Origin of the sequence: Salegentibacter sp. 24, from assembly GCF_004362395.1 — a bacterium.
In the GTDB taxonomy this organism is placed as follows: Bacteria; Bacteroidota; Bacteroidia; order Flavobacteriales; family Flavobacteriaceae; genus Salegentibacter.
Genome location: NZ_SNWE01000016.1, coordinates 47,591 through 68,160 on the forward strand (window position 1 = coordinate 47,591; position 20,570 = coordinate 68,160).

The following is a 20,570-nucleotide window of genomic DNA, read 5'->3' on the forward strand; positions in this document are numbered from 1 at the left end:
TAGACGGAATCCTTTTATAAAGACCTTAGCACACTATGGGCTTTACATATTTTATCTTTGAATGAACTAAAAATGAAGATGAAATTATGGAAAAGAGAATAGCAATTTTAGCTACAAACGGATTTGAAAAAAGTGAATTATTTTCACCAAAAGAAGCTTTGGAAAATGAAGGCTTTAAAGTAGATATCGTAAGTCTCGAAAAAGGAAAAATTAAAGGCTGGGAAGGCACCAACTGGTCAGGAGAAATAGAGGTTAATTATTCCGTTAAGGAAGTAAGTGCGAAAGATTATAATGCATTAGTACTTCCTGGAGGTGTTTTAAACCCGGATCAGTTAAGGAGAAACGAAGATGCACTTGTGTTTGTGCGTGATTTCTTTAAGCAAAGTAAGCCTGTAGGTGCTATTTGCCACGCGGCCTGGACCTTGATTAGTGCTGAAGTTGTAGAGGGACGAACTATGACTTCCTTTAAGTCAATCAAAAAAGATCTTGAAAATGCCGGTGCACTTTGGGTAGATAAAGAGGTTGTTGTCGATGAAGCCTTTGTGACGTCAAGAAACCCTGATGATCTTCCTGCTTTTAATGCTAAGATGATCGAGGAGATTAAAGAAGGTAAACACGATTTGCAACACGCATAATCCAGTTTAAAAGTAGATACAAAAAAGCTGTATGGAATAAGTTCCCTACAGCTTTTTTTGTGTTCTAAAATCACTGATTATGCTTTCTGGAGTTTGGTTGCCACATCATTAACTTCATTCATCACCCTTAGTAGATTCTCTCCCCAGAGTTTGGCGATTTCATCCCTTGAATAACCGCGTTTAACCAGTTCTTTGGTAATATTCAAAGTTTGAGAAGCATCCTGCCAGCCTTCAATTCCGCCTCCACCATCGAAATCTGAGCTTATTCCAACATGCTCAATTCCAATTAAATTAACCATATAGTCTATGTGGTCTACGAAATCGGCAACATCTACAGGTTCAATTTTCTGCTTTAATAATTCTATTTCAGGAATTGCTGCAGTTTTTACTTGGTGGTGTTTTGCATAATACCTATTTCTATCAATGTTGCTTAGTGTTCTTAAAGTATCATCAGGCAAGATCTCAAAATTCATTTCCTCTGCTTTCTTATTATAGATTATCGCACTTGCTTCTTCGAAGGCTTTATTCTTTTGGTTATTGACATATGCACTAAAAGCCACAGTTTGTACTACGCCACCATGTTTTTTAAAGAGTAATAAAAGTTCATCGTCCAAATTTCGACTGTGATCGCAAAGTTGCCGGGCAGAGGAGTGGGAGGCAATAAGCGGGGCTTTAGAAAGTTCAAACATCTGCTTAATGGCTTTCTTAGAAGGATGAGAAACATCTATCATCATACCCAGACGATTCATTTCAACGATAACCTTCTTTCCTAAATCGCTAAGGCCATTGTGCAACCAGTCCTGGTTTTCTTCTCCAGTATTTGAATCGCTTAACTGGCTATGTCCCTGGTGAGCTAAAGACATATACCTAGCACCCAGGTCATAAAATTTTTCAACGTTTTCAATATCTTTCCCAATAGAATAACCGTTTTCAACACCAATCATTGCCACTTTTTTCCCTTCAGAAATTAAATTTCGAACTTCTTTAGAATTCGTTGCTAAACCTATTTGATTCGGAGCAAAATCATTCACCAGTTTATGGATCGCTTTAAACTTACTCATCGCGTTTTGATAAGCATTTCTATAACCTTCATCGGTAAGTTTATCCTGCCCGGTATACACGATAAACCAGGCCACATCAAGCCCGCCAGCTTCCATTTTTGGTAAGGTTACTTGGTTTTCCAATGCCATCGAATAATTTCTATCTTTTGTGAAATTGTTGATATTAATATCGGCATGAGTATCTATCGTAATTACATTTTCGTGAATTTCTTTTGCTTTTTTTAATAAAATTTCATCTTTGTGTTGTTGGCCAAAAGCAAGATTTCCTGTAAAAATTAGTGTAAGGCTCAGTAGGTATAATTTCATATTAATGAGTTTGCTTTTTGTTGAAGCTCTCAAATTACTAATAAAAATTAAATGATTAAAAAGAAAGTCTTAATTTGCTAAAAATGATTAAAAACATAATCAATTTTCTACTACATTTGATAGAATTTTCAACCGCTCAATGAATAAATATATAATTGTAAACCAGCCTGAAAAGTGGAAATTAAAACTTGACCACGTAGAAATTATTTCAGCGCAATCCTATCTCACCAATCCTAACTTCGCTAAGATCAAAAACGCAAGGATATTCAACCTATGCAAGGATTATTCTTATCAGTCGAAAGGTTATTATGTTTCACTTTTAGCCGAGGCCCGAGGCCATTTAGCGATTCCAACAGTAAAAAATATAGTTGATTTGAGGGAACCTAAACTGGTTAAAATAGTATCAGAGGAGTTTGATGATTTAATGCAAACCAGCTTAAAAGGCATCAAATCCCAGGAGTTTACCCTCAGTATTTATTTTGGCCAAAATGTTGCGCAGAAATATAAGGAGTTGAGTGCCATGTTTCATAGACATTTTCAAATTCCATTCTTGCGAGTAAAATTCAACTACACAACCAAATGGAATATAAAAAGCATCAAAGCAATTTCCGAAGCAGAAATTCCGGAAGAGCATTTAGAAAGCATGTACGAGTTTGCGGCTCAATATTTTGCTAAAAAGCGTTACGATACACCACGAACCAATATTGCCGAATACGATTTAGCTATTTTAGTACAGGCCGATGATCCTGCTCCGCCAAGTAATGCAAAGGCCTTAAAAAAATTCATTGAGATAGCTGAAAAAATGGACTTCTACGTAGAAATCGTTTCTCCCAAAGATCTTTCTCGTCTATCGGCATTTGATGCCTTATTTATTCGGCAAAGTACCGAGGTGAATAATGAGGCTTACGCTTTTGCTAGAAAAGCTCAGCAGGAAGGTATAGCCATTGTAGATTATCCAGATGCAATCCTAAGGTGTTGTAACAAAGTTTATATGGCAGAAGCATTAGAGAACGCTAATATACCAACTCCTAAAACAGTAATAATTCATAAAGAAAACATAGATAAGGTACTTGAAATTACTGGGCTACCGGTGGTTTTAAAATCACCTGATTCTACTTTTTCTTTTGGAGTGAAAAAAGCAACTACAACGGCAGAGTACCAAGAATTGGTAACCATGATGCTTAAAAAATCAGAATTAGTGATTGCGCAAGAATTTTCACCATCAGAGTATGATTGGAGAATAGGGGTCTTGGATAATAAACCTTTTTATGCCTGCCGTTATTATATGGCCAAGGGGCATTGGCAGATTTATAATTGGGATGCAAAAGTAAAAGACGACCAGGACGGAAATGCCGATTGCCTTCCTATAGAAAAGGTCCCAAAAAAAATACTTGAGGCCGCTTTAAAATCAGCTAAATTAATGGGTATGGGCCTTTATGGAATAGATATAAAAGAAGTTGGCGGAAAGCCTTTGGTTATTGAGATAAACGATAACCCGAATATAGATTTTGGAGTTGAAGATGCTTATTACGGAGAACAGGTTTACATGGAAATTTTGGCAGCTTTAAAAAACCGACTGGTAAAGAAATAATTTATGAAGTATCATCTTTTTGAAGTTTTTGGGATCGAACTGGAATATATGCTTGTTAATGCCTCAAGTTTTAAGGTTAATCCAATTGTAGACCAGCTTTTTATAAATAAAAATGGAGTAATTACCTCGGACATTGAAAATGGACAAATACAATGGAGCAATGAATTAGTGGCACATGTAGTGGAATTAAAGACCAATGGCCCAACCGGGGATTTGGACCAATTAGATCTTCATTTTTCTAAAAATATCAAAGAAATAAACGCTTTGCTAAAGAGGCAAAACACCATGCTTTTACCTTCAGCAGTACACCCTCTAATGAACCCTGCCATGGAGACGAAGTTGTGGGAGCATAGCTACAGCAAAATTTATGCACTTTATAACCGCATTTTTGACTGCAGTGGTCACGGCTGGAGCAATGTTCAAAGTATGCATATAAATCTTCCCTTTTTTGATGATAATGAATTTGAAAAATTACACGCAGCGGTGCGTTTGCTTTTGCCAATAATTCCGGCTTTAAGTGCTAGTTCTCCGGTGGTCGAAGGTAAAAATACTGGCTTTAAGGATTTTAGAATGCAGGTGTATAAAACCAACCAAAAGGAAATCCCACAAATGACAGGGAAAGTAATTCCCGAGCAAGTTTTTTCTAAAGATAATTATTATAGAACTATTTTTGAGCCCATAAATATTGCGATAAAACCTCACGATACGGAAAATATTTTGGATCATCATTTTTTAAATTCTAGAGGGGCCATTGCAAGGTTTGATAGAAATGCAATAGAGATTCGAGTAATAGATATTCAGGAATGCCCCAAAGCTGATATGGCGATCGCAATTCTTATTATTGAATGCTTAAAATTGCTGGTGAGTGAAGAATTAGTTTCTATAGAAGAACAAAAGAATTGGAATGAAGATGAACTTTTTGAAATATTCAATGCTGTAATTAAAGATGCTGAAAACACTAAAATCAGCAATAAAGATTACCTCAAAATCTTTGGACTTTCTCAGCCTATAGAAATTAAGGAAATATGGCGAATTTTATTCTCTAAAGTAAAAAGGAATATGGCCATCAGACATCAGGAGAGCATTAAGTTCCTTTTAAGCAATGGAAGTCTATCTACCAGAATTTTAAAAGCTCTAAGGAATGATTTTTCTGATGAAAATATTAGCAGGACCTATTTCAAATTGGCTGATTGCCTAGAGTCAAACAAATTTTTTAAGCCGTGAAACTGGTTTTAACTTGCGAACACGCTTTTAATTCAATTCCGCAGGAATACAAAAATTTATTTATAAATGCTGAAGAGGTCCTAGAATCGCACAGAGGTTATGATCCCGGGGCCTTAAATTTATTTAGGAAATTGGAAGCCCTAGCCAGTTTTACTAAGCTTCAGGAAGCTAGTAGGTTATTGATTGAAGTCAACCGATCTAAAGCTCATCCGTATTTATTTTCTGAATTCACTAGGAAGTTATCGTTACATCAGAAATCAAAAATTTTCGACCAGTTTTATCTTCCTTATCGCCGGGCGGTGGAAAAGAAAGTTTTAGAATATACAAGAACAGGGGAGAAAGTCTTACACCTTTCAGTTCATACCTTTACGCCGGAATTAAACGGAAATATAAGAAATACAGATATTGGAATACTTTATAATCCTAAAAGGCAGAAAGAAAAAGCATTTAGCAGAAGTTTCAAAGGAAATTTGCAGTATCAGAAACCTGATTTAAAAGTAAGGTTTAATTATCCATATCTGGGAAAGGCAGACGGTTTTACAACATATTTACGTAAAAAATTCCCCGAGAATTATTTGGGAATTGAACTGGAGGTAAATCAAAAATTTGTGTCTAAAAACCAAATGGATCATCAGATTAATAATGCAGTGTTTTGGGCATTGAAAGGTTTATTAAAATAAAGAAAGCCCCGAATTCACAAATATATAAGTGAATATGGGGCTAATATTTTTATTGTGGTGTCTTTTTAACCCTATTGAACTAATTCAGATTCCAAAGTGATTTCTGTGTTGAGTAATTTAGAAATTGGACAATTCTCTTTAGCATCTGTGGCAATTTTATCAAATTGAGCTTTATCAATTCCTTTTACTTTCGCTTTCAAAATTAAGTGTGATTTTTTAACAGTGCCATCTTCAAAAGTAATTTCAGCTTTGGTTTCCAATTCATCAGGCTCGAAACCTTCTTGAGAAAGATTAGCGGCAAGCTGCATTGAAAAGCAGCCAGAGTGGGCGGCGCCTATAAGTTCTTCAGGATTGGTGCCTTTACCGTCTTCAAATCTGGTTTTAAACGAATACTTCGTTTTATCCAAAACCCCACTTTGGGTACTAATTATACCATTTCCCTCTTTAAGGTTACCTTTCCACACTGCGGTTCCATTTCTTTTCATAATTCTAATTTTTATGTTGATTTATCCTAATATAGAAATGATAATGCTTATCAAAAAATTATTATCAAAACCTTAACCTATAGTCTGAGTTTTAAACCAAAAAAGCCCGAAACCTAATAGCTTCGAGCTTTTAAAGTATAAGTTATTAAGAACTTATTTGATCTCTACTACTTCAAGATCAAATACTAAGTCTTTTCCTGCTAACGGGTGATTTCCGTCTACCACGATAGTTTCTTCCTTTACATCTTTTACCACGAGATTCATTTCCTGACCATCAGGGCTTTTGGAAACAAGTCCCATTCCAACTTCTGGCTTAATATCTTCTGGAAGTTGACTTTTTTGCACCTCTTGAACAAGTTCTTCTCTTGGCTCTCCGTAAGCTTCCTCTTTAGGAATATTTATGGTTTTTTTCTCGTTCACTTTCATATCAATCAGGCCATTCTCAAAACCAGGAATAAGCTGTCCTTGCCCCATAGTAAATTCTATAGGCTCTCCTCTTTCTACAGAGCTGTCAAAAACCTGCCCGTCAGATAGTTTACCTGTGTAATGTACCTTTACTGTGTCATTTGCTTTTACTTGACTCATAATGTTGTTTTTCAAAAATTATAATGGGCTTTGTTAACAATATGCCCGTTAAAGAGTGCAAAGGTACAGTTATAATATACGCTTCCAAATTATCATGACTTTAATCCCGGAATCTTTTAAAAATATTAACATTTAACGATGAGCCTGATTTCGAGATGTTACTTTCTGACTGACAATAGCTTAAAATTTAAATTGGAATTTCCGGAATTAGTAAATACATTTATTAACTTAAATTTTTGAAAAATTTCAAATTAGCTAAAGCAATTAAAATTAAATTTCTGTCCAATGAAAAAAGACCAAACCCCTAACTCAAATTCCAGAAGAAACTTTCTTAAAACTACCGCCCTTGCCACCGCCGGAATCAGTATAATCCCAAGACATGTAATGGGTGGCCCCGGATTTTTGGCTCCCAGTGATAAACTGGTAGTTGCTGGAATTGGAGTAGGTGGAAAAGGAGAGAGTGACCTTCAAAGTTTTTATCAATCAGGAAAGGCTGATATAGGTTTTTTGTGTGATGTAGATAAAAAAAGAGCAGCAAATTCAATTGCTCGGTTTCCAAAGGCTAAATTTTATACCGACTACAGGGAGATGTTGGAGAAGGAATCTAAAAATATTGATGCAGTTTCTGTTTCCACTCCAGATCATGGTCACGCTGTGCAGGCTTTAGCGGCTATGGAATTAGGTAAACCAGTATATGTTCAAAAACCATTAACTCATGATATTTATGAAGCCCGACAATTAACGGAAGCTGCTAAAAAATACCAGGTGGTTACCCAGATGGGAAATCAAGGCGCCTCTGGAGATGGAGTGAGAAAAATGCGGGAATGGTATGATGCTGATGTGATTGGTAAAGTACATACGGTATATGTATGGACAGACCGTCCAGTTTGGCCACAAGGAATCCCATGGCCTAAAGGAAAAACCGCAGCAATACCCGAAGGTTTAGACTGGGATTTATGGTTGAATACTGCTCCTTACAAGAATTATATTGATGGTTTGGTCCCGTTTAACTGGCGTGGTTGGTGGGATTATGGAACGGGCGCCCTCGGCGATATGGGTTGCCACTTAATAGAAGCTCCTTATCGTGTATTAGGCCTGGGCCATCCGAAAGATGTTCAGTGTAGTGTGGGAAGTGTATATGTAGATGAATTTCAAAGAGGTTATTTCCCAGAAAGCTGTCCGCCCTCAAGCCACGCGGTAATGACTTTTCCTAAAACGGATAAAACCAGTGAAGATGTAACATTACACTGGATGGACGGTGGTATTAAACCAAAAAGACCGGAAGAACTGGGACCAAATGAAACATTTGGTGATGGAGGCAACGGTGTGCTGTTTATCGGGGATAAAGGAAAAATGATGTGTGGTACTTACGGCCGAAACCCACGTTTATTACCCACTTCTAAAACTGATCAAGTGAATGTTGCTCAAAAATATGATCGCGTTCCCGGGGGAGAAGAAGGGCATTATGCACAATGGGTAGAAGGAGCGATTGCCGGCTATGGAAAAAAAGAATTGAGTTCTCCTTTCGAAATCGCTGGACCACTAACCGAAACTTTATTGATTGCGAATCTAGCTATTAGAGGCTATGACGTAAGAAACAAAAAGACACGGGATAATGGGGATACTTACTTTGAATATCCAGGGCGTGATATAAAAATGCTTTGGGATTCAGAAAATATGCGGGTAACCAACTTCGATGAAGCCAATCAATTTGTACGAAGAGAATATCGCGATGGCTGGGAATTGAGCTAGAAAAATAATTTTGGGATTATAGGTATGAAAGTCGAGGTAGTAATATGGTTAATAGTTTTTTACTTCAGTTTTTCAGCATGTAATTTCAGTAATCAAAAGTCTAAGGAACCAAAAACCGTTTGGGATACTTTAGAAGTTACGGCTTCGGCATATAATTCTCTGAGTTGGCAAACGGGAGCCGGAGGAGCTAATATAACCGCCTGGGGAGATACTTTGAAGACCGGCCTTAAAGCAATTGCAGTTTCTAGGGATTTAATAGAAAAAGGTTTAGATCACAATACCCCCGTTAAAATCGAAGGATTTGACGGGGTTTTTCTGGTAAAGGATAAAATGCACTATCGCTGGAAGAATAAAATCGATATTTATATGGATGAAGATGTCGAAAAAGCCAGGAAATTTGGACGGAGGAAATTAAAGATCTATTATGAGGTTCCTTACAGCTCAATTTCAGAGAATAAAAAATCAAAAAATAATTCTGAATGATTAAAAAATACTTTCTGGCATTCATCTTTTTATTTTCAAGTTTAAATATTAATGCACAACAGGCTTTGGATAGTCTGGATCTATCCAAAACATTTTTGATTGGTGTGACCACCACACCACCTTTTGTGATGCAAGAAAATGGAGAATACACAGGCTTAAGTATAGATTCCTGGGAATTGGTAAATGAAGGCCTGGACCTAGATTATGAATATAAAGAATATGCTACACTTAAGGCATTACTAAATGGAATTGAAAACAGGGAGGTAGATTTTAGTATTAATCCCGTTACGGTAACCAATAGCCGAATGCAGCGAATGGATTTCTCCCAACCTTACTTTATCTCGCATACCGGTGTTGCAAAAAGAAGTGAATCGCAAATTTTTAATTATTTAGGTAACTTATTTAGCTGGAATTTTATTTCAGCAATACTTATTTTACTCGCCGTAATTTTTATTTTCGGATTTTTAGTTTGGATCTTTGAACGAAAAAAGAATGTTGAGGAATTTGGTGGTGGTTCCCGCGGAATCCTTCAGGGTTTTTGGTGGAGTGCAGTAACGATGACAACGGTAGGTTACGGCGATAAATCGCCTAAAACTATCGGCGGGAGGGTAATTGCCCTTGTTTGGATGTTTATGGCCATAATTATAATTTCCAGTTTAACGGCCGGTATCGCTTCTTCTTTAACAGTGCAATCCATGAACGATGAAATAAATTCTGTGCAGGATCTTTCAAAATTTGATGTAAGCAGTGTAGAAAGTAGTAGTGCCCAGGAGTTGTTAGATCTTTACAATATCGACCATACCACTGTTCTCGATGAAAAGGAAGGAATTGATTTACTTGAAAATAGAGAAATCAAACTATTTGTTTACGATGAGCCCATACTACGCTATGAAATTAAACAAAGTGGTCTCGAAGGTGAAATTGAAATCCTTCCAAAAACGCTAAAGATGGATTATTACGGCTATAGTTTCCCGAGGAATTCCCCATTATTAAAAAAGATTGATCCGGTACTCATAGGGGTAATGAAAACAATGGAGTGGAATTCTATTATGTCTGAATATGAGTAATTAACCCAGTCCCAAATAACCCAGGATAATCCAAAGGATTACAAACATTACAATTATCCCAATACATCCGCAACCCCCACCTAGTTTTTTGGCTCCCCAGCCTGCAAGGATCGCTCTGATAATACTTTTCATAATTATCTAAATTTAGGTTAAGTTGGGCTAAATTAGGGGAAAACAAATTTGGAAATCGAGAATTAGCAAATATTTAGCAGCATTTCAGTAGAAAGCCTTAAAACAATACAACTTATGATTTTGTATCTTTATAAAAAACAAAATAAAATCTGATGAAAATATACACTCTCAAACTCGTTTTTATATGTTTAATTATTGGCAGCGGAGTTTATGCGCAAAGCACTTCAGCAACCTTAATTAAAAAAGTAGAAGGCTTTAGCCATCCAGAATCTGTAATTTTTAATGAAGATAAGAGCGAATATTATATCTCGAATATGGCAGATGGCGTAGAAGGAGATGGCTTTATTTCCAGGGTTTCTGCTGAAGGAGAAATTACCGAATTAAAGTGGATCGATGGTTTAAAAGACCCGAAGGGATTACTTATGGTTGGGGATAAACTGTATGTGACCAATAATACTGAACTTATTGAGATTAGTATTGAAGATTCTGAAATAACAAAGAGAATTGAAGTTGAGGATGCCAAGTCCTTAAACGATATTACCCTAGATGCTCATGGAAATATCTTTATTTCAGATTCAGGAAAAAGCGCTATTTATTTGATGCCCGGCGATAATCCCAATATGATGATTCCTGAAAATAAAAAAGGGGAGGTTTTTGAATATTTAAACAGTACCAATTTAGAATATGTAAACGGACTTTACGCACATAAAGATAATTTATATGTAGCGGCCTGGGGCGAAAATCAAGACGGGAATTTTATAAAAGTCAATATGGATACGCGCAAGATTGAAAAGCTATCAAAAGAAGGAATAGGGAACTTGGATGGCGTACAACCGGTTGGCGAAGATGCATTTTATCTTTCCGATTGGGCCACTGGTAAAATTTACTTGACAGGAAAAAACGGAAAGATAAAAGAAGTTTTAACTTCTGAAAAAAGCGCTGGAGATATTTTCTTTGACCCTGGAAAAAACCAGTTGGTTTTACCTATGAACCATCAAAATGCCGTTTGGTGGTATCAACTGAATTAAATTAGGATTAGTTTATTATTTTAATATTCTTTAAATCTTAAATTTAAAGAAAAATCAACCAAATGGAATTACAGGAAGACAAAAACGATAAAGAGTCGAAAGATTATATTTTAAAGGATAATAAGAAAACTAATTTTGGAATGGGATTTATCATCACTATCATAATAATTCTTATTATAGCAGTGGTGATTTCGGGTTTTTATTTTGAGTTTTGGTAAAATTTATACCAATATACTGAATGTATCTCTGGATCTTACTTAGTTGCAGGACAACTTAGGATGAATATATGCTTTTGATTAAATTGATTCAAAAGGAGATTACCCTACTTCTTAATCTCATTAATCAAAAGAAACGCCTGATTTACATATTCCTTTTCTAAAAAGAGCGCAAAATAGTTAGAGGTAGAGATCATTTCAAAAATAGGTATACCTTCGTAGGCAAGTAATTTAAAAAGATAGAAATACAACCCCACAAATTGCGAACTATTCTTAGGTAGAGCAATGGTTATAGAAGATAGTTCTTCTTTAATAGAGACCCGTCTTTCGTTTCTGAAGCAATCTTCCACAAGGTTGGTAAGACTGGAAGACACTAAAATATTGCTTTCCTGGTAATTACTAGAATAGTTAAGATAAACCCCGGTTTGATCCTTTACAGCATCAAGTAACCTTGCTTTATTGGCAATTATGGTATTCGAGTTTAGGAAGGTATATTCGGTAATTCCTGATCGAACTACAATATCGCCAAGTTCCCGGAGATGCTGCATATTTATTTTAGTCCGCCGGGGAGCGTATCTTCTTAAAGCCATTATTATAGAACCCTGTTTTACAGGTTTTCGCATTTCCTTTTCTACTTGAGGCTGAATATCTTCTGCCAACCCACTGAAATTTACAATATCTCGGGCAATGGCATCATCTAAAAAGGGTTGGTGTCTTATTATATCGTGAACGCAGGTAGTAATAGTTTTCATTGTTAAATATTGTACATTTTGTGCAAATGTATATAAATTGATAGATAATTTTTGTGACTGAATGCATAAATTCTAATTATGCATGTAATAATTCAGTGGACGAATTATATATTAAAAATTAAAACCTCAATTCGAGAGTAAATTATTAGCAATGAAAGTATTAAAGTTTGGCGGGACTTCTGTGGGATCTGTAGAAAGTATCCGAAATGTAAAAAATATTTTGGCTAAGGGGAGTGGAAAGAAAGTCCTGGTACTTTCGGCCATGGCCGGGGTAACCAATAAACTAGTTGAAATTACTGATTTTATTAAAGCTGAGAATTATTCCGCTATCAATTCTATTATTGCTGAGTTGAAAATTAAACACGAATCAACTATAGATGCGCTTATTGATCAACCTGTGTTAAATTCACAAGCTAAAGATTTTATAAATAATGTACTTCAAAACATACAAGACCTGAGCCATACAAAATATTCTGAAAGCCTGTATGCAGAGGTTGTGACAACTGGCGAAACCATGCTCACTTATATTTTCTCTAATTTTCTTACAAATTCCGGGTTCCAGAATAATTTTCTCAACGCGAAGGAATTTATGAAGGTTTCTAACCTGGAGAATCCCGATACAGATTTGGTAGGGAAGTTATTTGAAAAAAATATAGCTCATCTTGAACCGGCGGATATTTACATCACTCAGGGTTTTGTTAGAATAGATGGTCAAAATTCTATCAGTACCCTCAAGCGCGGTGGAAGTGATTATAGCGCCACCATTTTGGCAGCGGCAGTTCAGGCTGAAGAAGTACAAATATGGACCGATATTGATGGTTTCCATAATAATGATCCACGTTATGTTGAAAATACGCATGCTATTGCTGAATTAAGCTTTGAGGAAGCTGCTGAGCTAGCATATTTTGGAGCGAAGATCTTGCATCCGCAAACTATTTCCCCGGTCATAAAAAGACAAATTCCTTTATTTTTAAAAAACACTTTTACTCCTGAGCTTCCCGGAACTAAAATCTCAGCTGAAATACATTCTCGGGGGCTTAAAGCAATTTCTGCAAAAGATGGGATTACTGCCATTAAAATCAAATCTAACCGAATGTTGATGGCTCATGGTTTTCTCAAAAAAATCTTTGAAGTTTTCGATAAGTATGAGACCGCCATAGATATGATTACCACTTCAGAGATTGCGATATCTTTAACTATTGATGATGACCGTAATTTAAAAGAAATCCTGGAGGAATTGATCGCTTATGGGGAAATTACCGTTGAGAAAGAACATAGTATTATTTGTATTGTGGGCGAAGGCCTTATTGAGGATAAAAGCACTAGCCGATTATTTGAATTATTAAACGAAATTCCTGTACGAATGATTTCCTATGGAGGGAGTGATAACAACATTTCTTTATTAGTCGACACCAAAAACAAAATACAAACCCTACAGGGTTTAAACCGAAAATTGTTTGAAGACCGAGCAATACCTCAATTTGTTTGATTTCTGTTTGTGAACAGGTAAAACTGTTCCTTTTGTGTAGTGAAAACCGCTGGTAGGCTAATTTAAACCAGCGGTTTTCTATTTAAAAGCCTTCGATATTTTAATTTTGAAAATTAGATTTCTCTTTTTCTTCAATGAATTTGGCCATAAAATAGGTACTTCTATGCTGATGATGTCTTAGCATTTTTCCAACAAAATTCTGCTGTCTGTAAGTATATATGTTTTCTTTAAGATCAGATAATCTTTGCGATAACTTCCTCTGATGTTTTTGTCTACTGAACCTTGATTCAATAATTTTAAATCCATTTTCTACAGAAATATTCCAAAGTTCTTTTTCAGAATATAATTGAACAGCTTTATTTGCAAATTCCTTTGGATCGTTTGTGATAAATCTTTCCCAATGGACGTCCCCAGCTTCGGCAATTCCCTCGGCTCCAACTGAGGTGGTCACACAGGGCGTGCCACATTGCATTGCCTGTATGAGTTTTCCTTTTAATCCCGCTCCAAATCGTATCGGTGCCAGGCAAACTTTTGACTTGCGCATTACACTTTCAGCATCCTCAGCTCGCCCTTTTATCTTAAAACCTTCCTTTTCATCGTGTAGGTTCCAGACTTTCTGAGATGGATAGGCTCCATAAATATGAATTTCTGCCTCAGGAAGCTTCCGTTTTATTAAGGGCCAGATTTGTTCCTTTAAATATAAAACCGCATTCCAATTAGGCTCATGTAAAAAATTACCAATACTTATAAAATTTTCGCGTTGATCAAATTTAGGCAGCTTTGTCTTATTTTTCTCAGAAACAGCATCGAGGAGAAAGGGGAGATAATGTAAAAGGTTTCTGCTTATATTGAATTTCTTTTGAAGTATTTCCATTTCAACTTCAGAAATTATAAGGCTCAGGTCACAGCGGTATATACTCGCGATTTCCCTTTTTGTAATCTCGCTATCAAAATAAATATTTTCCGCGTGAATATTTTTTTTGAAAGCTTCGGTTCTTGTTTTTCTTAAGAAATGAAGATCTTCTGTATCTAAAATCTTTATTGCTCCCGGACAGGCTTCCTCTACTCTCCATCCAAATTGCTCTTCCGTTATAAACCGGTCAAAAAGAACCAGGTTTGGTTGAATTTTTTTTAGGATTTCATCAAAAGAAGCATGGTTCATTTTAACAACTTCCGAAGCGATATTTATCACTTTTAAATCTATAGCAAATTTGCTACGAGCAGCTGTGGTCACAAAATTTATTTCATAATTTTCAGAAAGAAAGAACTTTAATAATTGCAGCATTCGACTGCCGGCGGCAGAAGATTCAGGTTCTGGCCAAACACATCCAATAACAAGTAAGCGCTGCATATTTTTTTTTCAAAAATACCTGAAATTATAGCAGATTCCTAATTAAAAACTAGCTGAAAGTAGGAGAGAACCCGTTACCCAAAGTACCAGAGAGAGAATACCTCCAATGATAAAAAAATGCCTGAATCGGTAAATACCCATTCCGTAAATAATAGTGTTTGTTTGATAACCAACAGGGGTGAAAAAACTGAAGTTGGAAGCAAATAAAACCGATAGTATAAAAGGTTTGGGATCCATTTGCATACTTGCTGCAATACTTATGGCAATAGGAGTGATAATAATAGCAGTAGCATTATTAGAAATAAATCCGCTAAGGATCATTGTGACCAAAAACAAGATTCCGATAACAATCGTATCGGTCTGATTTTGAAAAATTAACATTAATTGATCTGAGATCCATTGATCGGCCCCGGTATTGCTCATCGCTACACCTAGGGGAATCATTCCGGCCAAAAGAAAAATAATTTGCCAGTTTACCTGGGAATAAATTTTTCCTAAATCTATACACTTGGTAAAAATCATTAAAAAGCAGCCAATAATAGCACTTTTTAAAATAGGAAAAATTGAAAATGCCGACAGTCCAATAACAACTAACAAAATAGCTAAAGAAAGATATCTCTTAGTTTTTGTAGTGACTTCAATATTTTTATGCTGCTGTAAAATAGTAACATTTTCAATCTTTTGAAGCTCGTCAAGGGCGCTTTGGCTAACCTCCACAAGCAGTCGGTCCCCAACCCTTAATTCAATTTCATCTGTACCTCGATTAAAAATTCGTCTTCTTGGATTTCTAAAATTTCTACGCTTTCTTATCGCTAATGGAACAGCGCCGTGAAGGTCATACCACCCCACGGTTTTAATACTTTTTCCAATTAAGGGAGAGTTTGGCAACATTAATATTTCCACTACCTGTATATTTTCTTCCAGGTCATCAGAATCAGTGATAGGATCAGTAAGTTTTTTATTGTCATTTTCCTTGATGACAGTAAAACCTTCAGCATCTTTTAGTTTTATTAAATTTTTAAGATTGCAACGTAACAGAAGTTGATCTCCTTCTTTGAGCGTTGTGAATTTACCCGGACGATCATTTATAATGCCGTTACGCTTTAGTCTTAAAACCTCAATATCCTGATTATCATATAAAAGGCTTTCACTAATGCTTTGTCCAATTACACTTGAATTTTTGGTTATGATAACCTTAGTGATATATTCATCGAGATTATAATCTTCACTGATTTGAGTTTTTTTAGTCCTGGGTAGCAATTTTACCATGGAACTTACTATTACTATGGTAATAACCATAAAAATTATACCATACCATGTAAATTCAAAAAAGCTAAAGCGTTCTATACCGCGTTCTACAGCAACGGCATTTACAATAAGGTTAGTTGAGGTTCCCATAAGGGTACAACTTCCCCCAATAATACCAGCAAAGGAGATAGGTAATAGTAATTTCGAATTAGGGATATCGTACTTGGCAGATAATTCTGTTATAATCTTGATAAAAACAATTACCACGGCAGTAGTATTGATAAATGCCGAGATGCTCCCGGCAATAAACATAAAAGCAGGAACCATAAGAAATACCGGGAGCACTCGTAAACTTTTGAGTCCGCTGGCAAGCCAGTCTATTACTCCATTTGTTTCTAAGCCAATGGCAATTATCATTAAAGCGAGAACCGTAATAGTTGCCGGACTTGAAAATCCAGAAATAGCTTCTTCCGGGCTAACAACATTCGTTAATAATAAAGATGCGAGAATAAAAAAGGCAATTTTATCTACCGGAAAAACTTCCAGTGCAAAAAGAACAATTACCACAATTATGATAAAAAACAATATGGCTATCTCCAGACTCATTATTTAAATTTATAAAATAAAAATAAGGGAATACACCTTTGCAAAATTCTTCTTCTGAAAGATTTATGATTTATTATTTCCTTATAATTTTCATCAAGCCATATTAATTCCTATTTTCAAAGTTAAAAAGAATTATGAGCAGAGGATTTGTAAAAGAGGACGATCAGGAAGAGGCGCCTATGATTCCGCCAAGAGCGGCTCTGCCTGCAGGAGAAACTAATTATGTAACTCCAATGGGTTTAAAGGAATTAAAGGAGGAAGAAGAAGAACTTATTAAAGAGAGAGCCGATCTCGATAAAGAAAATGATACCGAACGCAGAAGATCACAAGCTGTTATTGATGGTAACCTGAAATTATTAAGGGATCGAATTAATACCGCCAGAATCTTAAATCCTAAAGATCAGCCCACAGATGAAGTGAGATTTGGGGCTCTAGTTGAGTTGAAACAAGATGGGAATATTCAAAAATTTCAAATTGTAGGTGTGGATGAAGCCGATGTGAAAAAGCAAAAGATCGCCTTTGTAGCACCGATTGCAAAAGCCGTGACCGGGAAAAAACTCGGTGAGAAGGTCGACTTTAAATTAGGTGAGGAAACCCGAAAGCTGGAAATCCTTAAAATATCTTATTAATGGGCGTATACGTTGTGATGGGCGTTTCTGGTTCAGGTAAAACTACCATCGGAAAATTACTTTCTAAAGAATTAAACTTGCCATTTTATGATGCCGATGATTTCCATCCTGGCGAAAATGTGGTAAAGATGAAAAATGGGATTCCCCTGCAGGATGCCGACCGAGAGGGCTGGTTATCGGTTTTAGCTGATAATATTCAAGGGTGGGATAAAAGTGGTGGTGCTGTTTTAGCCTGTTCTGCTTTAAAAGAAAAATATAGAAAACAGTTGACTTCAATACCGGAAGATGATTTAAAATGGATTTTCCTTTGGGCTGATTTTGATGTGATTTTAAACAGGCTAAAAGTTCGAAAAGACCATTATTTCAAACCTGAGATGCTTGCTTCACAATTCGAAACATTGGAAGAGCCAAATTATGGATTACCAATAAATGTAAATACTTCTGAAGAAAATATTTTAAAGAATATTATGGCAAAAATCAAAACTCCTGAAGCTGAAATCGGACTTATTGGACTTGGTGTAATGGGAAAGAGTTTGGCTTTAAATATGCTTTCCAATAAAGTTAACCTTTCTGTCTTTAACCGGCATGTTCCCCGAAAGGAAGAAAATATTGCCAAAAGTTTTGTTGAAGAAAATTCTAAAAAATATTTTTTTAATGGTTTTGATGATGTCAAGGAATTTATTTCCTCATTAAAACGACCACGGAAAATTTTATTAATGGTAAATGCCGGTGCTGCTGTTGATGCTGTGATCGAAAGCATTATTCCTTTTTTAGAAAAAGGAGATACTATTACCGACGGTGGAAATTCACATTATAAAGACACTTTTCGAAGGGAGCAGCTATTAAAAAAAAAAGGGATTCATTTTATTGGTTCCGGAATTTCTGGAGGGGAAGAAGGAGCCTTATATGGACCTTCTATAATGCCCGGTGGTTCTGAAGAGGCCTATAAACAAATGGGACCGATATTGGAAAAAATCGCTGCTAAGGATAAAAATGGAAATCCTTGTTGTACACATATAGGTCCAGATGGGGCTGGCCATTTTGTGAAAATGTTGCATAATGGTATTGAATATGGTGAAATGCAACTAATAGCTGAAATTTATCATTTCCTTCGATTTTACACTAAGACAGCGCCAGGAACAATTGCAGATCTTTTTGATTCCTGGAATAAGGAATTAAAAAGTTATCTTCTGGAAATCTCCGTAAACATTCTTCGGAAAAAGGAAAATGAAGGGTTTCTTATCGATAAAATACTGGATACGGCAAAACAAAAAGGGACCGGAGGCTGGTCTACCTATGCGGCTTTGGAATTGGGTGTTTCATTAGATACAATTACCGCAGCGGTCTGGGCCAGAAATATTTCAGGAATGAAAGAAATTCGGGTAGACGCTTCAAATCTGTATGGGAACACGTATAGTCAGAAGGGAAATTTTAATGAACTAAAAAAGGAATTATTCCGCGCGTATAAAACAGCAAGTATTATTAATCATGCCATAGGTTATGATCTACTTCGGGCTGCTTCCTTGGAATTCAACTGGAATCTTAATTTATCTGAAATTTCTCGTATTTGGACCAATGGTTGTATTATTAGATCGCAGTTTATGGAAGATCTTGTGCGCATTTTTAAAGTTTCGGATAATCATTTATTAATGAATAATAACATTATTCCAGAAATAAAGAAAAATCATGCGGCATTAGCAAAAACGGTAGGAATTTCTATAGAAGCTGGCTATGCTGTTCCGGTTTTATCGGCCTCGATAAATTATTTGCTGAATTTTACATCTAGTCAAAATTCGGCAAATATGGTACAGGCCCAGCGAGATTATTTTGGGTCCCATACTTATGAAAGAACCGATAAACCCCGCGGAGAATTCTTTCACACGCTATGGAAAAACAATAGTTAATGGATTTACAATTACTCTTTGCCGTTTTCGCCGGAATTGCGCTTTTGCTTTTTCTTATTTTAAAATTGAAAATTCAGGCTTTTCTGGCCTTATTAATCGTTTGTATTGCTGTTGGAATTCTTGCCGGGATGCCTGCTGGGGAGATCCTGGAAACTGTAAAAGTTGGGATGGGCAGTACCCTAGGTTTTGTCGCTACAGTCGTGGGATTAGGGGCTTTATTTGGTGGAGTGCTGGAGCAATCTGGCGGAGCGCAACGCCTGGCTTCCTTCTTACTGAAAAAAACAGGCGATGAAAAAGCATCCTGGGCAATGATGGTTACCGGTTTTGTAGTGGCTATCCCTGTATTTTTTGATGTTGCTTTCATTATACTGGTACCAGTAACCTATGCTTTGAGCAAGCGTACTGGAAAATCACTTTTGCTTTATGCGTTGCCTTTGCTTGCCGGTTTGGCTATTACTCACGCATTTATTCCTCCTACTCCAGGACCCATTGCGGTTGCTGATATCCTGGGAGCAGATCTGGGGTGGGTCATTGTTTTTGGATTTTTAGCCGGAATTCCCGCAGCAATCATCAGTGGACCTATTTTTGCCAGATATATTTCAAAAAAAATACAGATTGAACCTAAAACTTTTACCGAGGAAATTGAATATGATGAAGCTAAAGCGCCTTCTCCTGCTCTTATAATTTCCATAATTTTAATCCCTATTTTTCTCATTGTAGCCAATACTTTAGTGGAAAGTCCTTTATTGGATGGGGTTTCAATACCTGAAGGTGTGTTATACGCAATAGAATTAGTGGGACATCCTTTTTCAGCACTGATCATTGCAAATCTTGTTGCCTGGTATTTCCTAGGAGTTAAGCGGGGAATGCAAAAAGAATTTTTATTGAAAGTAGCTACAAAATCCTTTCAAGCAGCAGGGATAATTATCTTGCTTACCGGCGCCGGAGGCGCTTTTAAACAGATCCTGATCAATACGGGTGCCGGAGAAATGATTGCTGATGCATTGAATAATGCCTGGTTCAATCCCTTGGTTTTTGGGTTTATTATTGCGGCCTTGGTTAGAATTTTACAAGGATCTTCTACCGTAGCCATGATAACCGCAGCCGGAATTACCGCCCCTGTCTTAACCGGGGGTGACTATTCTATGCCGCAAACTTCGCTAATAGTAATCGCTATTGCTTCTGGGGCATCAATTTTATCCCACGTCAACGATAGTGGGTTTTGGTTGGTAGGCCAATATTTGGGTTTAACCGAAAAACAAACTTTTAAATCCTGGACGGTAATGACCACTATTATTGCGATAGTTGGTCTTGCTGTCTCATTAGTTATATGGTATCTAATATAAC

The 20,570-nt window shown here is 36.3% G+C and carries 20 protein-coding genes; 13 read left to right on the forward strand and 7 right to left on the reverse strand.

Translation table 11 applies throughout. The annotated features are described in order from the left end of the window. Positions 1–86 precede the first annotated feature (86 nt). Positions 87–635, forward strand: a complete 549-nt coding sequence (locus DET49_RS12255; RefSeq protein WP_133548395.1) for a type 1 glutamine amidotransferase domain-containing protein — start codon at positions 87–89, stop codon at positions 633–635. A 77-nt stretch (positions 636–712) separates the two neighbouring features. On the opposite strand, the gene DET49_RS12260 is transcribed toward DET49_RS12255, so the two are convergent. Beyond that, positions 713–2,002, reverse strand: a complete 1,290-nt coding sequence (locus DET49_RS12260) for a dipeptidase (protein WP_133548396.1) — start codon at positions 2,000–2,002, stop codon at positions 713–715. Positions 2,003–2,141: 139 nt separating this feature from the next. Here DET49_RS12260 and DET49_RS12265 point away from each other — a divergent pair, with 139 nt between their 5' ends. Genes DET49_RS12265 through DET49_RS12275 form a run of 3 tightly spaced genes read left to right on the forward strand, consistent with a single transcriptional unit; the run spans position 2,142 to position 5,497 of the window. Next, positions 2,142–3,593 (forward strand): RimK family protein, encoded by a 1,452-nt coding sequence (locus DET49_RS12265; protein WP_133548397.1) that lies wholly within the window; start codon positions 2,142–2,144, stop codon positions 3,591–3,593. A 3-nt stretch (positions 3,594–3,596) separates the two neighbouring features. Beyond that, on the forward strand, positions 3,597–4,817 hold the full coding sequence (locus tag DET49_RS12270; RefSeq protein WP_133548398.1) for a glutamate-cysteine ligase family protein: 1,221 nt from the start codon (positions 3,597–3,599) through the stop codon (positions 4,815–4,817). Then, entirely contained in the window at positions 4,814–5,497 is a 684-nt protein-coding gene (locus DET49_RS12275; RefSeq protein ID WP_133548399.1) for an N-formylglutamate amidohydrolase, read from the forward strand. The genes DET49_RS12270 and DET49_RS12275 overlap by 4 nt, the downstream gene beginning before the upstream one ends. Before the next feature lie 71 nt (positions 5,498–5,568). Here DET49_RS12275 and DET49_RS12280 read toward each other — a convergent pair whose 3' ends face one another. Together DET49_RS12280 and DET49_RS12285 are read right to left on the reverse strand one after the other, a co-directional pair. Then, on the reverse strand, positions 5,569–5,982 hold the full coding sequence (locus DET49_RS12280; protein ID WP_133548400.1) for an OsmC family protein: 414 nt from the start codon (positions 5,980–5,982) through the stop codon (positions 5,569–5,571). Between the two features lie 153 nt (positions 5,983–6,135). After that, a complete protein-coding gene (locus tag DET49_RS12285; protein ID WP_133548401.1) occupies positions 6,136–6,567 on the reverse strand; it encodes a peptidylprolyl isomerase in 432 nt (143 codons plus the stop codon). A gap of 285 nt (positions 6,568–6,852) precedes the next feature. Between DET49_RS12285 and DET49_RS12290 the strand changes: the two genes are divergently transcribed. Genes DET49_RS12290 through DET49_RS12300 form a run of 3 tightly spaced genes read left to right on the forward strand, consistent with a single transcriptional unit; the run spans position 6,853 to position 9,869 of the window. Beyond that, the gene (locus DET49_RS12290) at positions 6,853–8,319 is read left to right on the forward strand and encodes a Gfo/Idh/MocA family protein (protein ID WP_133548402.1); all 1,467 of its coding nucleotides are present in this window, start codon (positions 6,853–6,855) and stop codon (positions 8,317–8,319) included. A gap of 24 nt (positions 8,320–8,343) precedes the next feature. Further along, on the forward strand, positions 8,344–8,802 hold the full coding sequence (locus DET49_RS12295) for a 3D domain-containing protein (RefSeq protein ID WP_133548403.1): 459 nt from the start codon (positions 8,344–8,346) through the stop codon (positions 8,800–8,802). Then, positions 8,799–9,869: a transporter substrate-binding domain-containing protein gene (locus DET49_RS12300; protein ID WP_133548404.1), complete on the forward strand. Its 1,071-nt coding sequence runs from the start codon at positions 8,799–8,801 to the stop codon at positions 9,867–9,869. The genes DET49_RS12295 and DET49_RS12300 overlap by 4 nt, the downstream gene beginning before the upstream one ends. Here DET49_RS12300 and DET49_RS18840 read toward each other — a convergent pair whose 3' ends face one another. Continuing rightward, on the reverse strand, positions 9,870–10,001 hold the full coding sequence (locus DET49_RS18840; RefSeq protein ID WP_262707992.1) for a hypothetical protein: 132 nt from the start codon (positions 9,999–10,001) through the stop codon (positions 9,870–9,872). It lies immediately after the preceding gene. Positions 10,002–10,153: 152 nt separating this feature from the next. Here DET49_RS18840 and DET49_RS12305 point away from each other — a divergent pair, with 152 nt between their 5' ends. Then, positions 10,154–11,029 (forward strand): hypothetical protein, encoded by an 876-nt coding sequence (locus DET49_RS12305; protein ID WP_133548405.1) that lies wholly within the window; start codon positions 10,154–10,156, stop codon positions 11,027–11,029. Positions 11,030–11,091: 62 nt separating this feature from the next. Continuing rightward, the gene (locus tag DET49_RS18490; RefSeq protein ID WP_166636575.1) at positions 11,092–11,247 is read left to right on the forward strand and encodes a hypothetical protein; all 156 of its coding nucleotides are present in this window, start codon (positions 11,092–11,094) and stop codon (positions 11,245–11,247) included. Positions 11,248–11,351: 104 nt separating this feature from the next. Here DET49_RS18490 and DET49_RS12310 read toward each other — a convergent pair whose 3' ends face one another. Next, positions 11,352–11,996 carry a hypothetical protein gene (locus DET49_RS12310; RefSeq protein ID WP_079734003.1) on the reverse strand — a complete coding sequence of 215 codons (645 nt, stop codon included), beginning with the start codon at positions 11,994–11,996 and terminating at the stop codon, positions 11,352–11,354. A gap of 151 nt (positions 11,997–12,147) precedes the next feature. On the opposite strand from DET49_RS12310, the gene DET49_RS12315 reads away from it, so the two are divergent. After that, positions 12,148–13,485: an aspartate kinase gene (locus DET49_RS12315; protein WP_133548406.1), complete on the forward strand. Its 1,338-nt coding sequence runs from the start codon at positions 12,148–12,150 to the stop codon at positions 13,483–13,485. Positions 13,486–13,585: 100 nt separating this feature from the next. On the opposite strand, the gene DET49_RS12320 is transcribed toward DET49_RS12315, so the two are convergent. Further along, positions 13,586–14,836, reverse strand: a complete 1,251-nt coding sequence (locus DET49_RS12320) for a glycosyltransferase family 4 protein (RefSeq protein WP_133548407.1) — start codon at positions 14,834–14,836, stop codon at positions 13,586–13,588. Between the two features lie 42 nt (positions 14,837–14,878). Then, positions 14,879–16,690: an SLC13 family permease gene (locus DET49_RS12325; protein WP_133548408.1), complete on the reverse strand. Its 1,812-nt coding sequence runs from the start codon at positions 16,688–16,690 to the stop codon at positions 14,879–14,881. A 134-nt stretch (positions 16,691–16,824) separates the two neighbouring features. Between DET49_RS12325 and DET49_RS12330 the strand changes: the two genes are divergently transcribed. Genes DET49_RS12330 through DET49_RS12340 form a run of 3 tightly spaced genes read left to right on the forward strand, consistent with a single transcriptional unit; the run spans position 16,825 to position 20,569 of the window. Continuing rightward, positions 16,825–17,319 carry a GreA/GreB family elongation factor gene (locus tag DET49_RS12330; protein WP_133548409.1) on the forward strand — a complete coding sequence of 165 codons (495 nt, stop codon included), beginning with the start codon at positions 16,825–16,827 and terminating at the stop codon, positions 17,317–17,319. Continuing rightward, positions 17,319–19,223 (forward strand): NADP-dependent phosphogluconate dehydrogenase, encoded by a 1,905-nt coding sequence (gene gndA, locus DET49_RS12335; RefSeq protein ID WP_133548410.1) that lies wholly within the window; start codon positions 17,319–17,321, stop codon positions 19,221–19,223. Before DET49_RS12330 ends, gndA begins: the two co-directional genes overlap by 1 nt. Beyond that, positions 19,223–20,569, forward strand: a complete 1,347-nt coding sequence (locus DET49_RS12340; RefSeq protein ID WP_133548411.1) for a GntP family permease — start codon at positions 19,223–19,225, stop codon at positions 20,567–20,569. The genes gndA and DET49_RS12340 overlap by 1 nt, the downstream gene beginning before the upstream one ends. Position 20,570: the final 1 nt, after the last annotated feature.

Coding starts and splice junctions, on each gene's coding strand:
- DET49_RS12310 (WP_079734003.1), bottom strand. CDS start 11,996: ATGAAAACTATTACTACCTGCGTTCACGATATAATAAGACACCAACCC.
- DET49_RS12340 (WP_133548411.1), top strand. CDS start 19,223: ATGGATTTACAATTACTCTTTGCCGTTTTCGCCGGAATTGCGCTTTTG.
- DET49_RS12265 (WP_133548397.1), top strand. CDS start 2,142: ATGAATAAATATATAATTGTAAACCAGCCTGAAAAGTGGAAATTAAAA.
- DET49_RS12315 (WP_133548406.1), top strand. CDS start 12,148: ATGAAAGTATTAAAGTTTGGCGGGACTTCTGTGGGATCTGTAGAAAGT.
- DET49_RS12305 (WP_133548405.1), top strand. CDS start 10,154: ATGAAAATATACACTCTCAAACTCGTTTTTATATGTTTAATTATTGGC.
- DET49_RS12330 (WP_133548409.1), top strand. CDS start 16,825: ATGAGCAGAGGATTTGTAAAAGAGGACGATCAGGAAGAGGCGCCTATG.
- DET49_RS12295 (WP_133548403.1), top strand. CDS start 8,344: ATGAAAGTCGAGGTAGTAATATGGTTAATAGTTTTTTACTTCAGTTTT.
- DET49_RS12325 (WP_133548408.1), bottom strand. CDS start 16,690: ATGAGTCTGGAGATAGCCATATTGTTTTTTATCATAATTGTGGTAATT.
- DET49_RS12255 (WP_133548395.1), top strand. CDS start 87: ATGGAAAAGAGAATAGCAATTTTAGCTACAAACGGATTTGAAAAAAGT.
- DET49_RS12280 (WP_133548400.1), bottom strand. CDS start 5,982: ATGAAAAGAAATGGAACCGCAGTGTGGAAAGGTAACCTTAAAGAGGGA.
- DET49_RS18840 (WP_262707992.1), bottom strand. CDS start 10,001: ATGAAAAGTATTATCAGAGCGATCCTTGCAGGCTGGGGAGCCAAAAAA.
- DET49_RS12290 (WP_133548402.1), top strand. CDS start 6,853: ATGAAAAAAGACCAAACCCCTAACTCAAATTCCAGAAGAAACTTTCTT.
- DET49_RS12260 (WP_133548396.1), bottom strand. CDS start 2,002: ATGAAATTATACCTACTGAGCCTTACACTAATTTTTACAGGAAATCTT.
- DET49_RS12285 (WP_133548401.1), bottom strand. CDS start 6,567: ATGAGTCAAGTAAAAGCAAATGACACAGTAAAGGTACATTACACAGGT.
- DET49_RS12300 (WP_133548404.1), top strand. CDS start 8,799: ATGATTAAAAAATACTTTCTGGCATTCATCTTTTTATTTTCAAGTTTA.
- gndA (WP_133548410.1), top strand. CDS start 17,319: ATGGGCGTATACGTTGTGATGGGCGTTTCTGGTTCAGGTAAAACTACC.
- DET49_RS12320 (WP_133548407.1), bottom strand. CDS start 14,836: ATGCAGCGCTTACTTGTTATTGGATGTGTTTGGCCAGAACCTGAATCT.
- DET49_RS18490 (WP_166636575.1), top strand. CDS start 11,092: ATGGAATTACAGGAAGACAAAAACGATAAAGAGTCGAAAGATTATATT.
- DET49_RS12270 (WP_133548398.1), top strand. CDS start 3,597: ATGAAGTATCATCTTTTTGAAGTTTTTGGGATCGAACTGGAATATATG.